This window comes from Pseudomonas sp. dw_612 (assembly GCF_018449725.1).
GTDB lineage: Bacteria > Pseudomonadota > Gammaproteobacteria > Pseudomonadales > Pseudomonadaceae > Aquipseudomonas.
The window spans coordinates 116,957-133,917 of sequence record NZ_JAAVVC010000023.1 but is presented as its reverse complement, the minus strand read 5'-3'; the positions used below and the strand labels follow the sequence as shown (position 1 = coordinate 133,917).

At 58.2% G+C, this 16,961-nt stretch carries 16 protein-coding genes; 3 read left to right on the top strand and 13 right to left on the bottom strand.

Translation table 11 applies throughout. The features are described from left to right. Window positions 1–144: 144 nt before the first annotated feature. Together HB680_RS27465 and HB680_RS27460 are read right to left on the bottom strand one after the other, a co-directional pair. Complete coding sequence (locus tag HB680_RS27465; protein WP_213941517.1) at window positions 145–1,770, bottom strand: methyl-accepting chemotaxis protein; 1,626 nt, start codon at window positions 1,768–1,770, stop codon at window positions 145–147. 139 nt (window positions 1,771–1,909) lie between these two features. Next, window positions 1,910–2,917, bottom strand: a complete 1,008-nt coding sequence (locus tag HB680_RS27460) for an amidohydrolase family protein (protein ID WP_213941516.1) — start codon at window positions 2,915–2,917, stop codon at window positions 1,910–1,912. 152 nt (window positions 2,918–3,069) lie between these two features. Here HB680_RS27460 and HB680_RS27455 point away from each other — a divergent pair, with 152 nt between their 5' ends. After that, window positions 3,070–3,486: an OsmC family protein gene (locus tag HB680_RS27455; protein WP_213941515.1), complete on the top strand. Its 417-nt coding sequence runs from the start codon at window positions 3,070–3,072 to the stop codon at window positions 3,484–3,486. Between the two features lie 61 nt (window positions 3,487–3,547). Next, the gene (locus tag HB680_RS27450) at window positions 3,548–4,411 is read left to right on the top strand and encodes a pirin family protein (protein WP_213941514.1); all 864 of its coding nucleotides are present in this window, start codon (window positions 3,548–3,550) and stop codon (window positions 4,409–4,411) included. 209 nt (window positions 4,412–4,620) lie between these two features. Here HB680_RS27450 and HB680_RS27445 read toward each other — a convergent pair whose 3' ends face one another. From HB680_RS27445 to HB680_RS27430, 4 genes are all read right to left on the bottom strand, one after another. Next, window positions 4,621–5,349 carry a dienelactone hydrolase family protein gene (locus HB680_RS27445; protein ID WP_213941513.1) on the bottom strand — a complete coding sequence of 243 codons (729 nt, stop codon included), beginning with the start codon at window positions 5,347–5,349 and terminating at the stop codon, window positions 4,621–4,623. 61 nt (window positions 5,350–5,410) lie between these two features. Beyond that, on the bottom strand, window positions 5,411–7,315 hold the full coding sequence (gene htpG, locus HB680_RS27440) for a molecular chaperone HtpG (RefSeq protein ID WP_213941512.1): 1,905 nt from the start codon (window positions 7,313–7,315) through the stop codon (window positions 5,411–5,413). A gap of 81 nt (window positions 7,316–7,396) precedes the next feature. Beyond that, the gene (locus HB680_RS27435) at window positions 7,397–7,849 is read right to left on the bottom strand and encodes a PaaI family thioesterase (protein ID WP_213941511.1); all 453 of its coding nucleotides are present in this window, start codon (window positions 7,847–7,849) and stop codon (window positions 7,397–7,399) included. Beyond that, on the bottom strand, window positions 7,846–8,322 hold the full coding sequence (locus HB680_RS27430) for a PaaI family thioesterase (RefSeq protein ID WP_213941510.1): 477 nt from the start codon (window positions 8,320–8,322) through the stop codon (window positions 7,846–7,848). The genes HB680_RS27435 and HB680_RS27430 overlap by 4 nt, the downstream gene beginning before the upstream one ends. Before the next feature lie 158 nt (window positions 8,323–8,480). Between HB680_RS27430 and HB680_RS27425 the strand changes: the two genes are divergently transcribed. Next, entirely contained in the window at window positions 8,481–8,738 is a 258-nt protein-coding gene (locus HB680_RS27425; RefSeq protein ID WP_123599462.1) for a hypothetical protein, read from the top strand. 68 nt (window positions 8,739–8,806) lie between these two features. Here the strand turns inward: HB680_RS27425 and HB680_RS27420 are convergent, their stop codons facing one another. The 7 genes from HB680_RS27420 to odhB all read right to left on the bottom strand — a co-directional run bounded on the left by HB680_RS27420 (window position 8,807) and on the right by odhB (window position 16,949). Beyond that, window positions 8,807–9,208: an MAPEG family protein gene (locus tag HB680_RS27420; protein ID WP_213941509.1), complete on the bottom strand. Its 402-nt coding sequence runs from the start codon at window positions 9,206–9,208 to the stop codon at window positions 8,807–8,809. Further along, window positions 9,208–9,945 carry a DUF599 family protein gene (locus tag HB680_RS27415; RefSeq protein WP_213941508.1) on the bottom strand — a complete coding sequence of 246 codons (738 nt, stop codon included), beginning with the start codon at window positions 9,943–9,945 and terminating at the stop codon, window positions 9,208–9,210. The genes HB680_RS27420 and HB680_RS27415 overlap by 1 nt, the downstream gene beginning before the upstream one ends. Window positions 9,946–10,197: 252 nt before the next feature. Then, window positions 10,198–11,511 (bottom strand): branched-chain amino acid transport system II carrier protein, encoded by a 1,314-nt coding sequence (gene brnQ / locus HB680_RS27410; RefSeq protein WP_213941507.1) that lies wholly within the window; start codon window positions 11,509–11,511, stop codon window positions 10,198–10,200. A gap of 431 nt (window positions 11,512–11,942) precedes the next feature. Beyond that, complete coding sequence (sucD, locus tag HB680_RS27405) at window positions 11,943–12,824, bottom strand: succinate--CoA ligase subunit alpha (protein ID WP_008148605.1); 882 nt, start codon at window positions 12,822–12,824, stop codon at window positions 11,943–11,945. Continuing rightward, window positions 12,824–13,990: an ADP-forming succinate--CoA ligase subunit beta gene (sucC, locus tag HB680_RS27400; protein ID WP_008148602.1), complete on the bottom strand. Its 1,167-nt coding sequence runs from the start codon at window positions 13,988–13,990 to the stop codon at window positions 12,824–12,826. Before sucC ends, sucD begins: the two co-directional genes overlap by 1 nt. A 200-nt stretch (window positions 13,991–14,190) precedes the next feature. After that, a complete protein-coding gene (gene lpdA / locus HB680_RS27395) occupies window positions 14,191–15,627 on the bottom strand; it encodes a dihydrolipoyl dehydrogenase (RefSeq protein ID WP_213941506.1) in 1,437 nt (478 codons plus the stop codon). Between the two features lie 98 nt (window positions 15,628–15,725). Beyond that, on the bottom strand, window positions 15,726–16,949 hold the full coding sequence (gene odhB / locus HB680_RS27390) for a 2-oxoglutarate dehydrogenase complex dihydrolipoyllysine-residue succinyltransferase (RefSeq protein WP_213941505.1): 1,224 nt from the start codon (window positions 16,947–16,949) through the stop codon (window positions 15,726–15,728). Window positions 16,950–16,961: the final 12 nt, after the last annotated feature.

Here is a 16,961-nt window from a genome sequence, read left to right as displayed (position 1 = left end):
TTGCCTTGGAAAAAGATACAGGACCCTGTGGGAGCGGGCTTGCTCGCGAATGCGGTGTGTCAGGCGATATTGATGTTGACTGACACGCCGCTTTCGCGAGCAAGCCCGCTCCCACAGGGTTCAGTGGTGTTCTTTACTGACAAACTAGACTGAGAACCGCGCCACCATGCTGTTCAAATCCACCGCCAACCGCGACAACTCCTGGCTCGCCGCACTAGTCTGATTCGCCCCTGCCGAGGTCTGCAACGCCAGGTCGCGGATATTCATCAGGTTGCGATCCACCTCCCGCGCCACCGCCGCCTGTTCCTCCGAGGCACTGGCAATCACGGTATTGCACTCATTGATCAAGGTGAATGCCGCAGCAATCTCCTCCAGCGCCATACCCGCCGCCTTCGCCACTTCCAGGGTCGAGCGCGCGCGGCTATTGCTCTGCTGCATCGAGCTGACGGCGGAATCTGTGCCTTGCTGGATGCCGCTGATCATCTGCTCGATTTCCTGGGTCGACTGCTGCGTCCGATGGGCCAACGCGCGCACCTCGTCCGCCACCACCGCAAAACCGCGCCCGGCATCGCCGGCACGCGCGGCTTCAATCGCCGCGTTCAGGGCCAGCAGATTGGTCTGCTCGGCAATCGAGCGAATCACGTCCAGCACCTTGCTGATGCCGTAGACCTTCTGCGCCAGATCCTCGACCTGGCTGGCATTGGCCGTTACGTCATCCGCCAGGGATTCGATGGACAGCACCGTCTGATGCACCTGCGCGCGACCGTGCTGGGCGATGCGGTCAGATTCCCGGGACGCTTCGGAGGTGGCCACCGCGTTGCTCGCCACTTCCTCCACCGCCGCCGTCATCTGATTCACCGCCGTGGCGGCCTGCTCGATTTCCAGGCTTTGCTGATGCAAGCCGCGCGTGGCGTCTTCCGTGACGCAACTGAGTTCTTCCGAGGCCGAGGCCAATTGGCTGGAGGAATCGGAGATGCGTCGAATGGTGTCCCGCAGGCTCTGCTGCATGCTCTTGAGCGCATGCAGCAGCCGCGCCGGTTCGTCTTTGCCGCTGATGCTGATGTCGCCGGTCAGATCACCGCCCGCCACCACTTCGGCCACCCGCAACGACTGGGCCAACGGCAACACAATGCTGCGAGTCAACAGCAAGGCCAGGCCGACAGTCATCAACGCCGCCAGCCCGACCATCACCCCGACCCAGACCCGCGAATGACTGAACACCAGCCGCGCCGCCTCGGTGGCCAGGTTGGCGTTAGCTTTGTTCAGCTCCACCAGGGATTTAAGGGTAACGGCGATTTCATCGGCCAACGGGCTCATCTCACCATTGACGATGAGCGCCGCGTCTTCGATCCGCCCTTGCGCAGACAACGTCATCACCTGCCCCTGAAACTGCAGGTACTTTTGCTCCGATGCCTTGAAGCGATCAAACAGCGAACGCTCCTCGGGCAACACGATCAACGCGTTGTAGCGCTGCTGCGCATCACCGAGCACACCTTTGAGCTCATTGAGTTTGCCGACGTTCTGCGCCAACGCCGCAGGGTCGCGGTTGATCAGCAACCGCATGGTCAATGCCCTCAGGCGCAGCATGTCCTGACTCATCTCCCCGACCGCCATTACGCTGGGCAACCAGTTGTTGTCGACCTGATCAGACTGAGCGCGCATGTTCGACATCTGAGCCAGGGCAAACGCCCCCAACCCAAACACCATCAACGCCAACAGGCCAAAACCCAGGCTCGCGCGCGGCGCAATATTGAGACTGCGGATGCTCATTGCTTTGGTTCCTTCCAAAAATTCACTGCATATCCCTGCAGCGGGTTGCTTAAGACGGTATCGGCCCCGGGAAAATTTGCGTAAGACCAAAACGTGATATCAAAACGCCTTACTACTTCGATCGCCAGGCGGGAACGTTTCAGCGCACGACTTTGGGCAACACCGCCAGAAAATTATCCCGTGCGACTTTTCTCGCAACGTCTTCGGGCAACGCGTCGAGAAACGGATCAAAGCTACGCATTTCCTTACCCAGCTTGTTGAAACGCCCCACGACATCCGAACCCAGCATGAAGCGCTCGGGAAAGCGCTCCACCAGTTTCAGCCATTCATCCCGAGGCTTGCCCTGCTCATCCAGCAGATAGGGCGTGAGCATGCTCCAGGACAGGTCGATGAACAGGTTGGGATAGGCCTCGAGCATCCGGGTCAACGTCGGCAGCAGAAAATCCAGCTGCGTCTGGTGCCGATGGATTTCCACGCTGGTCCCGGCATGCGCCCAGATAAACCGGGTATGCGGGTGATTACGCAACGGCTCTTCCATTTCCGCCAGGTACAGCGGATTTTTCTCACGCTTGGAGGTGATGTTCGAATGCAGCATCACCGGCAGATCATTCTCGGCGGCGAGGTGATAGATCCGCGTCATCGCCTCGTTATTGGCACGCGGCGTATCACCCGAGGTCAGCGCCGTCAGGTCATCGTGGCGGGTAAAGACTTCGCCGATGCCCTGCCACAACCCCGGATTGAGATCGAGCATGCGCTGGATATGCGCCTCGGAGTTTTTATCGTTGGGGTTGAAGCCTGACAGGAACGGGTGAAAACGCTGACGCTGCTCGGGGGTGAGCTTATTCACGGCGGCAGCCACGATGACATCGGTCGCGCTGTACCAATAGGCGTCGGCGTCGTCACCCGCGTAGTAACGCGGGCGCTTGGGTTCGTCTTCATGCCATTTCTTCGCCACCGGGATGCCGGAAATCATCACGTGATCGATGGAGTTGTCAGCCATCGCCTTGAGCAATGTCGGCATTCCTGCGGTTTCCTGAAAGAAATCCACGTAATGCAGGTGCGCATCGCTGTAGGCATAGTCGCGGGCGTCGACGTATGTGCTGCAAAGCACCAATAGCCAGGCGAGGCTCAAGCGGGTGTGGGGCACGGGCATTCTCCGAGGCATGAGTCTGATAGACCCCGCCGCGCCAACGAGGGTTCAGCCGACAAGAAAGTGGAACGCAGCACAGCACGAATGCTCTATACCTTCATGGTCCGTTTTTGCTCGAATGACTTTTCCTACTGCCGAAGAGGTTTCCCATGACTGTTACCGTCAATACCGTTTCCAGTGAAGGCTTTCGTCACACTGTCCAGATCGATGACCACGAACTGTTTGCCGATGTGCCGACGTCCGCCGGCGGCGAAGGCTCGGCGCCGGAGCCTCATGATTACTTCGATGCCGCCCTCGGTGCCTGCAAGGCCTTGACCTTGAAGATGTATGCCAAGAAGAAGGACATCCCGCTGACTGGCGTGGGCGTCGAGGTCAAACGCGACAACAGTGAAGAGCAGAAAGGTAAATACGCCTTGCACGTCACCCTCACGCTCAAAGGTGTACTCACTGACGCCCAACGCGAAGAACTGCTGCGAGTCGCGGACCGTTGCCCGATTCATAAATTGATGACCACCACCGACGTCAGCATCGAAACCCACGCCCCACAGGGCTTCGACAGCCAGTAATCACGACGATGTCAGCGGCGGGTTATGCTTTGCGCATCACCCGCCCAGCCTGGAATGCAGCATGAACCCGACCCTCGTGATCCGCCCCCGCGCCGAAGACGTCGAAGGCCAACCCATTCTCCGCCCGTTGCCGTCAGCCAAATGCCGCAGCGTCGGGCCTTTCGTGTTTTTCGACCACATGCTCGAAACCCGTTATCCGGCGGGTAAAGGCATGAATATCCGACAACATCCGCACATTGGCCTGTCGACCCTCACCTACCTGTTCCAGGGGCAGATTCAGCACAAGGACAGCCTCGGTTCCGATCAGGTGGTGGACACCGGTGATGTCAGCTGGATGACCGCCGGCAGCGCCATCGCCCACGTTGAACGCACGCCCGAAGCATTGAAAGACAGTGGCTTCACGATGCACGGCTTGCAGATCTGGCTGGCATCGCCCAAGGAGCACGAACAAGGTCCGGGGCATTACAGCCATCACCCGGCGACCACGCTGCCGGTCAGTGACAACCTCGGGGTGAAGATCCGGATGATCGCCGGGTCAGGCTTTTGCCTGGAATCGCCGGTGCCGGTGCTTTCTCCTACGTTGTACGCCGAACTCAACCTGCAAACCGCGACAACATTGCTGATTCCCACCGAGCATGAAGAGCGGGCACTGTATGTGCTGGACGGCGAAGCACAGCTTGATGGCGAGCTGATAGAACCGCATTCGCTGGTGGTATTGCCGGTTGGCGAGGAAATGACGCTGTTTGCCGAGAGCGACTGTCACGCCGTGCTGTTTGGCGGCGCGCCGCTGGACGGGCCACGGCGCATCAACTGGAATTTTGTGGCGAGCGATCCGGCCGCCATCGATGAGGCGCGCCGACGCTGGGCGGCTGGGGATTGGCCGACGGTGCCGGGGGAAAGTGAGAGGATTGAACTGCCCCGATAGAGTGTGTTGGCATTGAAGTTTGTGCTTGACTGAAAATCCACCCCAGCCCTCTCCCCAGAGGGGAGAGGGGGAAAGGGAGCAGATCTTCATGTTACTCAGAGTCTGAGTTCGACTCGGTGTTTCAGGTCGATGTAGCGCCAAGAACACCTCGGTCAGTCCCCTCTCCCTCCGGGAGAGGGTTAGGGTGAGGGCGCTTTTGCTTTTCGCCTTTAGCGCTTGAACACTTCATCCAGCAAATTGTGCATCGCCACAAAAGCCCGCCCAGCAGTCTTCGCGTCATACATCATCTTGCCCGGCACATTCGCATGCGGGTCGGTAAACGAGTGCACCGCGCCGCCGTAGCTCAGCAGTTGCCAATCCACGCCCGCCGCGTTCATTTCAGCTTCAAACGCCGGCAGTTGCTCTTTCGGCACCAATGGATCGGACGCACCGTGCAGCACCAGCACCGAGCCCTTGATGTTTTTCGCATCGTTGACGTTCGGCGTATCCAGCGAGCCATGGAACGACACCGCCGCTTTCACCGGCGCACCGCTGCGGGCCAGTTCCAGCGCGCAGCAACCGCCGAAGCAGAAACCGAAGGTCGCCAGTTTCGAGGTATCGACCGCGACGTCGGCCTGACCTTGCAACTGCTCGAAAGCCACCTGCATACGCTGGCGCAGCAAGCCGCGATCATTTTTCAACGGCATCATCGCCGCGCCCGCCTCGTCGCCGTTCTGCGGACGCACCGATTGACCGTAAAGGTCCGCGATCAGCACCACATAGCCCTTGGCCGCCACTGACTTGGCAATCTCTTCGGCACCGGCGCTAATACCCATCCAGTTCGGCGCCATCAGCAAACCCGGGCGCGGGCCTTTATGGTCGGCATCAAAGGCCAGGCGGCTTTCATAGGACTGGCCATCAAGCTGATAGACCACGGAACGCACAGTGACTTGGCTCATCTCAAACTCCTAAGACTCAAGATAAAAAAAACCCGCCGAAGCGGGTTTTTGTACAACTCAGTTAAACCGACAGCTCAACCAGCAGCTTGTTGAGACGGCGCACGTAGGCTGCCGGGTCTTTCAAGCTGTCGCCGGCCGCCAGGGCCGCCTGATCGAACAGGATGTGCGACAGGTCGCCGAAGCGTTCGTCGCTCTGTTCGGCGTCGAGTTTCTCGATCAGCGGGTGAGCCGGGTTGAATTCGAAAATCGGTTTCGAATCCGGAACCTTCTGCCCGCTGGCTTCGAGGATCTGACGCATCTGCAGACCCAAGTCCTGTTCGCCGATGGCCAGGATCGCCGGGGAATCGGTCAGACGATGGGAAACCCGAACTTCAGCGACGGAATCGCCCAGTGCGGTTTTCAGACGCTCAACCAGACCTTCTTTGGACTTGGCGACTTCTTCCGCAGCTTTCTTGTCCTCTTCCGAATCCAGGTTGCCGAGGTCCAGGTCACCGCGCGCCACGTCGACAAAGCTCTTGCCGTCGAAGTCGCTGAGGTAGCTCATCAGCCACTCGTCGATGCGGTCGGTCAGCAGCAGCACTTCGATGCCTTTCTTGCGGAAGACTTCCAGGTGCGGGCTGTTTTTGACTTGGGCGTAGGTTTCGCCGGTCAGGTAGTAGATCTTGTCCTGACCTTCCTTGGCGCGTGCCAGATAGTCAGCCAGACCGACCACTTGCTCGCCTTCTTCGCCCTGAGTGGACGCGAAGCGCAGCAGACCAGCGATTTTCTCTTTGTTGGCGAAATCTTCAGCCGGGCCTTCTTTCATCACCTGGCCGAAGTTTTTCCAGAAGCCTTTGTATTGCTCAGGCTCGTTCTTCGCCAGCTTTTCCAGCATGTCCAGAACGCGTTTGGTCAACGCCGACTTCATGGAATCGATGATCGGGTCTTTCTGCAGAATCTCTCGCGACACGTTCAGCGACAGGTCGTTGGAATCGACCACGCCTTTGATGAAGCGCAGGTACAGCGGCAGGAACGACTCAGCCTGATCCATCACGAACACACGCTGCACGTACAGCTTCAGGCCTTTCGGCGCTTCACGCTGGTACAGGTCGAACGGAGCACGGGTCGGTACATAAAGCAACGAGCTGTATTCCAGCTTGCCTTCGACCTTGTTATGGCTCCAGCTCAGCGGGTTTTCGTAATCGTGGGCGATGTGCTTGTAGAACTCCTGGTATTCCTCGTCCTTGATCTCGGTGCGAGGACGGGTCCACAGGGCGCTGGCGCGGTTGACGGTTTCCCATTCAACAGCCGGTTTCTCTTCGCCTTCAGCGGCGGCCACTTCTTTCGGCAACTCGATCGGCAAAGCGATGTGATCGGAGTACTTCTTGATGACGTTGCGCAGACGCCAGCCATCGGCAAACTCGTCTTCACCGGACTTCAGGTGCAGGACGATACGGGTGCCGCGCTCGGCTTTCTCGACAGTGGCAACTTCGAAGTCACCCTCGCCTTTGGACGACCAGTGCACGCCTTCGCTGGCAGCAGCACCGGCACGACGGCTGAACACGTCGACTTTGTCGGCAACGATGAATGCAGAGTAGAAACCCACACCGAATTGACCGATCAGGTGCGAATCTTTCTTCTGATCGCCAGACAGGTGTTTCATGAAATCAGCGGTGCCGGACTTGGCGATCGTGCCCAGATGGGTGATCGCGTCTTCGCGGCTCATGCCGATACCGTTGTCTTCGAGGGTGACGGTTTTCGCGTCCTTGTCGAAGCTCACACGGATTTTCAGTTCGGCGCCACCTTCCAGCAACTCAGGCTTGGACAGGGCTTCGAAACGTAATTTGTCGACAGCGTCAGAGGCGTTCGAGATCAACTCGCGAAGGAAAATTTCCTTGTTGGAATACAGCGAATGGATCATGAGGTGCAGCAGTTGCTTCACCTCGGTCTGGAAGCCCAGGGTTTCCTTTTGAGTTTCCACACTCATGGTCATCAAACTCCAATCAGATGGCAGTGGCCGTGACCTTCAGGGTCGACGGCGGGTTGTCATCAGAGTTTGGGGCTGAGTTCAGGATTTCAAGGGCTCTTCGATTTTGAAATGCCCTCGGGCCGTGGCAATCGGCTCGGATTCGGTGGTTTGCCAGGCGGTAATTGCCACGTTGGCGACTCGCCGCCCTTGTCGACACACCTGGCAGCGGGCCCAGGTATCGCGAAATTGCCCGGCGCGCAGGTAATCGAGGGAGAAGTCGATGATCTTCGGCACACCGGGTGAACCGGTGAAGATCAACAGGTGCAACGCGGCCGACAGCTCCATGAATCCGGCGATCACGCCGCCGTGGATCGCCGGCAATAAAGGGTTACCAATGTTGTCCTTGTTGGCCGGCAGGCGAAACAGCAATTCATCCCCGACCCGCGAACATTCGACGCCGATCAACTTGGCGTAGGGAATCAGATGCAGCAGCGAAGCGTAGTCCCCTTGCGCGTGGGCCTGCTGAAGTTGTTCCTTGAACGACTCAGTCATTTCGCACCTCCGGCGATGGCGCCACCAAAACCCTTGGTGCCCTTGATACCCTTGCCCATGCGCATGAAGGTGCCGACGACATGGGCGATGGGCTGTTCCGGGTCGTCCTGGTAGGCGAAGCCCCGGGCGAAGATCACGTCGGTGGTCACCCGGTAGCATTGGGCGAAGCCGTAGACGTCCTTGTGGGGTTCGGCGGCGTGCATGTAGTCGATGCGCAAATCGAGGGTCGGACAGACCTCGAATTCCGGTAACACGCACAGGGTGGACATGCCGAGTGCGGTGTCCATCAACGACGTCAGGGCGCCACCGTGGATGACACCGGTTTGCGGATTGCCGACGATTTGCGGGCTGTAGGGCAGGACGACCGTTAGTCCGTCCGTACTCGCGCTGTGAACTCGCAAGCCCAGCACCTGACAATGCCGCAGTGCGGATAGAAATCGTGTCGCACGCTCAAAAACGGGGTTTTCGGCCATGTGATAAGTACCCTTCTTAGTTTCCGTTCAAAGCATCTGGTTATCAGCCAAAAGTTCCATTGCGGTAAAAACTTATATATCTGTATGAAATGAGGAACTTATCGCTGACGGCTGTGCTCGAAAGGCCAGTAGATATATTCCATAAGGAGAAACACCCCATGCGTAAGACTTTAGCTATTGCCTTGATGTTGACCGCTTCCCTCGGTCTCGCTGCCTGCGATAAAAAATCCGAGGACAAAGCTCAAGATGCTAACCAACATGCTGAGCAAGCTCAGCAAGACATGAACAAAGCTCAGGATAAAGTGAACGACGCTGCGAAAGAAAACGCCGAAGCTGCCAAAGCTCAGGCTGAATCGAACAAAGCTGCTGTTCAGGAGTCCGCTCCGGCCGCTCCGACTGAAGCACCTAAAAACTAATACAGTTTTTAGCGTGACAAAAGAAAACCCGCCATGTGCGGGTTTTCTTTTGCCTGTTAGTTGCCGGATTAGAGCAACACGGTTCTAAAAGTCGGACTAATCATCAGCAATAACGAGCAGACTAATCCGATGAACCACACCAGACTGCGCTGCCAGGTAAGATCGCCCCAATAACACAACAGATAAATAATCCGCGTGATCACAAAGATGATCGCCAGCGAATCGATCAGCCATCCCGCCGTTTGTGTGGTGTGCGCCATCAACACCCCCACCGCAAATAAGATGAACGCCTCAAAACAATTCTGATGGGCCGCCACGGCACGGGCACCGAAGCCGCTCAGTTGCGCCTGTTGCTGGCGCGGCAAGTGATTGTTGTAGCCGCCCTGCTCTTTCATGGCCTTGGTCACGGGCATGCGGGCCACGTAGATCAGCAATGCACTGATAAACACACACCAGAACGGAATACTCATCAAGCGGCCTCTTTGGTGGCTTCGGGCAATGGCGCCTCTGTAGGGGTATAGACCATCACGTCGAGAACGTCGGAATGAAACTCCCGGCGATACAACACCAGCACGACGCCGGCGCTCATCAGCATGAACAACCAGGGACTGACGAACCACGCCAGCATGGTCATGCCGAAATAGTAAGAGCGCAGGCCGAAGTTGAACTGGTTGGCGGCCATCGAAATCACCCGCGCTGCCCGTGCTGCAAAGGCTTTTCGTTCCTGCTCGGACACATGCCGCTCACCGATCATCGGTGCCGAACCGACCAGGATCGCCGCGAAGTTGTATTGGCGCATGCACCAACTGAAGGTGAAGAACGCGTAGACAAACACCAGCGCCAGGCACAGCAACTTGATCTCCGACATGCCCTGGGATGCCTGCTGGACCATGGGAATGTCCGCCAGCAACGACACCGCCCGTTCGGAAGCGCCGAGCACCGTGAGGATGCCCGCCAGGATAATCAACGTGCTGGAGGCGAAGAACGAGGCGTTACGCTCCAGGTTACCGATCACACTGGCGTCGGCGATGCGGTTGTCCCGCAACAGCATGCGACGCATCCAGTCTTCGCGGTACAGGTGCAACACGCTGGCCAGGCACGCGGTATCACGGCCCTTCCACGTCGCATAACGGGTGTAACCGCCCCAGCAGATGACAAACCAGAGCGCGGCGAGCAGGTGGATCAGGTTGGCGTGAATGAACGACATGCAGGTCCTTGTGATGTATTGGCAACAATGAAATCTGTAGGAGCAAGGCTTGCCCGCGATGGCGGCATGACTTCCGAATAAATTATCGACTGATGCACCGTCATCGCGGGCAAGCCTTGCTCCTACAGGTAGTGGTTCGACGTTAGTTCGCGGGAAAAGACACTGCCTCATCCCCATAAAAAATGCCCCGTATCGATGGATACGGGGCATTTGTGTTTCAACCTGTTGCCCGCTTGTGGCGAGCGCTCAGGTTTACGCCAGCGCTTCTTCGCGCTTGCCGAGCATGCGGTCGCACACGGCAGCCACGACCAGGGTCATGACCGAAGGCACCAGCCACGCCAGGCCTTGCTCGCTCAGCGGCAGATGCGACAACTGCGTCGGCATCCAGTCCGCCAGGCCGGCGCCCTTGAGGGCGTCGATCAGGCCGAAGATGAACGACACCAGCATCACCGGGCCGACAATGCGGCTCTGTTCACGCCAGAAGTCCTTGCAGAAGCTCAGGGCGACCAGGGCGATGCATGGCGGGTAGATCGCGGTCAGCACCGGGATCGAGAACGCAATCAGCTTGGTCAGGCCCAGGTTGGACACAAACAGCGAGAACACCGCCAGGATGATGACCAATGTCTTGTAGGACAGAGGCAACACCCGGCTGAAGTACTCGGCGCAGGCACAGGTCAGGCCGACCGCAGTTACCAGACACGCCAACGAGATCAGCACCGCGAGGAAACCGCTGCCCAGCGAACCGAAGGTGTGCTGCACGTAGGCGTGCAGCACCGCCGCGCCATTCGCAGCACCGGCGGCCACTTCATGGCTGCCGGAACCGAGGCGGAACAGGCTGACGTAAACCAGCGCCAGACCGACGCCGGCAATCATCCCGGCAATGATCGCGTAACGGGTGATCAACGCAGGCGACTCGACGCCACGGGAGCGGATCGCGTTAACGATAACGATGCCGAACACCAGCGCGCCCAGGGTATCCATGGTCAAGTAACCATTGATGAAGCCTTGGGAGAACGGTGCCGCCACGTATTCCGGGGTGGCCACGCCGATATCACCGGCCGGCAAGGCGAACGCCGCGATGCCAAGCACGGCCAGGGCGATGATCTTCAGCGGTGCGAGGAAACGTCCTACGGTGTCCAGCAGACGACCCGGATAGAGCGAGATGAAAAACACCAGCAGGAAGTACACCGAGCTGTAGAGGAACAGCGCCAGCGGGCTCTCGCCGGTCAGCGGCGCCAAGCCCACTTCGAAGGACACCGTGGCGGTGCGCGGCGTGGCGAACAACGGGCCGACCGCCAGGTAGCACGCAGCGGCCAGAATGCCACCGGCGACTTTTCCGATCGGGCTGCTCAACGCATCCATGGCACCGCCGACCTTGGCCAGGGCGACAACGGTGATCACCGGCAGGCCGACCGCCGTGATCAGGAAGCCCAGCGCCGCCATCCAGACATTAGGCCCGGACTGCAAACCGACGATAGGCGGGAAGATGATGTTGCCAGCCCCGACAAACAGGGCAAACGTCATAAAACCAAGTGCCAGGATGTCCTGGCCTTTCAACACTTTCATTAAGGAAATACCACACTACCGAATCGGAATTTAGAGAGGGATTTCCCTGTTGGGTGAGGGAAATGCTGTCGATCCGAATAGGACCAACCCGTTTAGCGCGTAGCGGCCTTGTGGGCTGCGGACGCAAAAATGGCTGCTAGCCTAACGAATTTGCCCGACGAACGCACTGTTAGAGGGCGAACTATCCGATATGCGACATTTCTGTGTCGCGTTTTTGCATGTAAATGGTTGGCGCCTGTAAGTACGCCTTCGCGAGCAAGCCCGCTCCCACATGGGATCTCCTGTGAACCTATTATTTGTGAACACTCCAGATTCCATGTGGGAGCGGGCTTGCTCGCGAAGAGGCCCTCACTGAAGACACAAACCCCAGAAACGACAAAGGCCACCCGAAGGTGGCCTTTGTTTGGTGAAGCGTCAGCTAAGCGCGAGGCTTATTTGATCGCCCAACCGGTCAGCTCGGACAAAGCCTTGCCGATGTCTGCCAGCGAACGCACGGTTTTAACGCCTGCGTCTTCCAGGGCAGCAAACTTCTCGTCTGCAGTGCCTTTGCCGCCAGAGATGATTGCGCCAGCATGGCCCATGCGCTTGCCCGCAGGGGCAGTCACACCAGCGATGTAGGAAACAACCGGCTTGGTCACGTGTGCCTTGATGTAGGCAGCCGCTTCTTCTTCAGCCGAACCGCCGATCTCGCCGATCATCACGATCGCTTCGGTCTTCGGGTCTTCCTGGAACAGCTTCAGGATGTCGATGAAGTTCGAACCCGGGATCGGGTCACCACCGATGCCGACGCAAGTCGACTGACCGAAACCGGCGTCAGTCGTCTGCTTCACAGCTTCGTAGGTCAGGGTGCCGGAACGGGAAACGATACCGACCTTGCCTGGCAAGTGAATGTGACCTGGCATGATGCCGATCTTGCATTCGCCTGGAGTGATCACGCCTGGGCAGTTAGGACCGATCAGGACTACGCCCAGTTCGTCGCACTTGACCTTGGCATCCAGCATGTCCAGGGTAGGAATGCCTTCAGTGATGCAAACGATCAGCTTGATGCCGCCGAATGCTGCTTCCAGGATGGAGTCTTTGCAGAAAGGAGCTGGAACGTAGATCACGCTGGCGGTGGCGCCAGTGGCAGCTACAGCATCTTTCACGGTGTTGAACACTGGCAGGCCCAGGTGCTCGGTGCCGCCTTTACCAGGAGTAACGCCACCCACCATCTTGGTGCCGTATTCGATGGCTTGCTGGGTGTGGAAACTACCTTGCGAACCGGTAATACCCTGGCAGATAACTTTGGTGTCTTTATTGATCAGGACGCTCATTATTTGCCCTCCGCAGCTTTGACAACTTGTTGAGCAGCGTCGGTCAGGCTGGTAGCAGCGATGATGTTCAAACCGCTTTCTGCCAGTACTTTAGCGCCCAGCTCAGCGTTGTTGCCTTCAAGGCGAACAACAACCGGGATTTTCACGCCGACTTCTTTCACTGCACCGATGATGCCTTCGGCAATCATGTCGCAACGAACGATGCCGCCGAAGATGTTGACCAATACTGCAGCGACGTTAGTGTCGGACAGGATGATCTTGAACGCTTCGGTAACGCGTTCTTTGGTAGCACCGCCGCCCACGTCGAGGAAGTTGGCTGGTTTGCCGCCATGCAGGTTGACGATGTCCATGGTACCCATGGCCAGGCCAGCACCGTTGACCATGCAACCGATGTTGCCTTCCAGTGCTACGTAGTTCAGTTCGAACTTGGCAGCGTGCGCTTCGCGCGGATCGTCTTGCGACGGATCGTGGAAAGTCTTCAGCTTAGGCTGACGGTACATGGCGTTGGCGTCGATGTTGATCTTGGCGTCGAGGCAATGCAGATCGCCGTCAGCCTTGATCACCAGCGGGTTCACTTCCAGCAGAGCCAGGTCGTGATCCTTGAACAGCTTGGCCAGACCTACGAAGATCTTGGCGAACTGAGCAACTTGCTTGCCTTCCAGACCCAGCTGGAATGCCAGCTCGCGACCCTGGAATGGCTGAGCGCCAACCAGTGGATCGATGGTGGCTTTCAGAATTTTTTCTGGAGTGTCGTGAGCGATTTTCTCGATGTCCACGCCACCTTCGGTGGAAGCCATGAACACGATGCGACGGCTCGAACGGTCAACGACAGCGCCCAGGTACAGCTCTTTAGCGATATCAGTGCACGATTCAACCAGGATCTTGGTGACTGGCTGACCATTGGCATCAGTCTGGTAAGTCACCAGACGCTTGCCCAACCACTGTTGAGCGAATGCTTTGGCGTCTTCTTTGCTGCGAACCAGCTTAACGCCGCCCGCTTTACCGCGACCACCTGCGTGAACCTGGGCTTTGACAACCCATTCGGTCCCGCCGATCTTGTCGCACGCTTCTGCTGCTGCTTCCGGGGTGTCTACGGCGAAACCCTGGGATACTGGCAGGCCGTACTCAGCGAACAGCTGCTTACCCTGATACTCGTGAAGATTCATGCTTATTACCGTCTTCGTTAGGTACTGCGCATTCGGTGCTGCACTTGTTCAAGTGCCGCACCACCTGTGACTGCTGCTTGCGTAGGTGTTCCGGATAACCGGTGAGACTACGCAAGGCTGCGTCCGGCGGACATTCCGCGGTGAGTCTTGCACGCAAGGCTCACGACGGGCCTTCCGCCGTGGTTTCTTATTGTCTTGTCTTAACGCTTCTTGCGGTTGGCGATGTGAATGGCGCCGCCATTCACTGCCAGAGCAGCTTCGTGCAAGGCTTCGGACAGGGTCGGATGGGAGAAAACCATCATGCCCAGGTCTTCGGCACTGGTGCCGAATTCCATACCGATCGCGCCCTGCTGAACCAGTTCTGCAGCGCTCGGGCCAATCACGTGGACGCCCAGTACGCGGTCAGTCTTGGCATCAGCAATGACTTTCACGAAACCGCCGGTGTCGTTGGCTGCCATGGCACGGCCACTGGCTGCGAACGGGAAAGTGCCGACGTTAACTTCAACGCCTTCAGCTTTCAAGGTTTGCTCGGTTTTACCGACCCACGCGATTTCCGGGTGAGTATAAATAACAGACGGGATCAGGTCATAGTTGATCTGGGCTTTGTGGCCCTTGATGCGCTCTACAACCATGATGCCTTCTTCGGACGCCTTGTGCGCCAGCATCATGCCGCGAACCACGTCACCGATTGCGAAAACGCCCGGCACGCTGGTAGCGCACTGGTCGTCAACGAAAACGAAACCACGTTCGTCGATGTTTACACCGCTGTCAGCTGCCAGCAGCTCGGTGGTCACTGGACGGCGACCAACGGCAACAATCAGCTTGTCGAAGGTGATGTTCTGTTCGCCATTGGCATCGGTGTAGTTCACGACGACTTCGTCGCCGTTCACTTTGGAACCGGTGACGCGAGCGCCCAGCTTGATGTCCAGACCTTGTTTGGTGAGGGTCTTGTAGGCTTCTTTCGAAACGGCTTCGTCAGCGGCTGGCAGGAACTTCTCCAGGGCTTCCAGAACAGTCACTTCAGCGCCCAGACGGGACCATACCGAACCCAATTCCAGACCGATCACGCCAGCGCCAATCACGCCCAGACGCTTAGGTACGGCCGCGAATTCCAGTGCGCCGGTCGAATCGACGATCACGTTCTGGTCAACCGGAGCCGGTGGAATGTCGATTGGACGCGAACCCGATGCCAGGATCACGTTCTCGGCTTCGATGATTTCAACGGTGCCGTCTGGCTTGGTCAGCTCGACTTTCTTGCCGGCCAGCAATTTGCCGTGGCCTTGCAGGGAAGTAACGCCGTTGGCCTTGAACAGGGTGGCAACGCCAGAGGTCAGGCCTTTGACGATGTTGGCTTTACGGCCAACCATTGCCGCCACGTCCATGGTCACGCCAGCGTGATTGATACCGTGGATCGCGAAGCCTTCTTTGGCTTCCTTGTATTTCCAGGAGCTGTCCAGCAGCGCCTTGGATGGAATGCAGCCGACGTTCAGGCAAGTACCGCCCAGAGCCAGTTTGCCTTCCTTGTCGGTGTATTTCTCGATGCAGGCAGTGGTGAGACCCAGTTGCGCTGCTTTGATGGCAGCCACGTAGCCGCCAGGGCCTGCACCGATCACTACTACGTCAAATTTCTGCGACATTCAAAAAATCCTCTTTTGGCAACAAGCTTGAAGCCGCAAGCCTCAAGCCAAGCTGCAATTGCTTGCAGCTTGAAGCTTGAAACCTGCAGCTGCTTCTATCAGATATCCAGCAGCAAACGAGCCGGGTCTTCCAGCAGGTTCTTGATGGTAACCAGGAAGGTCACAGCTTCTTTGCCATCGATCAGACGGTGATCGTAGGACAGAGCCAGGTACATCATCGGACGGATAACGACCTGACCGTTGATCGCCATAGGACGCTGCAAAATGTTGTGCATGCCCAGGATGGCCGCTTGCGGCGGGTTGACGATCGGAGTCGACATCATCGAACCGAAGGTACCACCGTTGGTGATGGTGAACGTACCACCGGTCATTTCGTCCATCGACAGCTTGCCGTCGCGAGCCTTCTTGCCGAAAGCGGCGATGCCGCCTTCGATTTCAGCCAGGCTCATCAGCTCGGCGTTACGCAGAACCGGTACAACCAGGCCGCGGTCGCTGGAAACAGCCACGCCGACGTCGGCATAACCGTGGTAAACGATGTCAGCACCGTCGATCGACGCGTTGACAGCCGGGAAGCGTTTCAGCGCTTCGGTGGCAGCCTTGACGAAGAACGACATGAAGCCCAGACGCACGCCGTTGTGGGACTTCTCGAACAGGTCTTTGTACTTCGAACGCAGGGCCATGACTTCGGTCATGTCGACTTCGTTGAACGTGGTCAGCATCGCCATGTTCGACTGAGCTTCTACCAGACGCTTGGCAACGGTGGCCCGCACGCGGGTCATCGGTACGCGCTTCTCGATGCGGTCGCCAGCGGCGAACACAGGAGCAGCGGCAGCCGGAGCAGCGGCCTTGGCAGGCGCGGCAGCCGGAGCGGCTTTCTTGGCAGCAACAGCGGCTACCACGTCTTCCTTGGTCACACGACCGCCCTTGCCGGTGCCGGCAACGGAAGCGATGTTGATGCCGTTTTCTTCAGCCAGCTTGCGAGCAGCCGGTGCAGCAACAGGATCGTCTTCGCCTTCGGCAGCCGGAGCAGCAGCTTGTGCAGCGGCCGGAGCAGCGGCAGCAGCCGGAGCGGCAGCAGCAGCGCCGCCCGCTTCGATCGAGCCCAGGACTTCGTCGGACAGAACGGTGTCGCCTTCGTTCTTGACGATAGCGCCCAGCACGCCATCGGCGGTGGCCAACACTTCCAGTACCACTTTGTCGGTTTCGATATCGACGATCAGGTCATCACGCTTGACGGCGTCGCCTGGTTTTTTGTGCCAGGTGGCAACGGTGCCATCGGCAACCGATTCCGGGAAAGTGGGGGCTTTGATTTCGATAGCCATTATCTGTGGGTC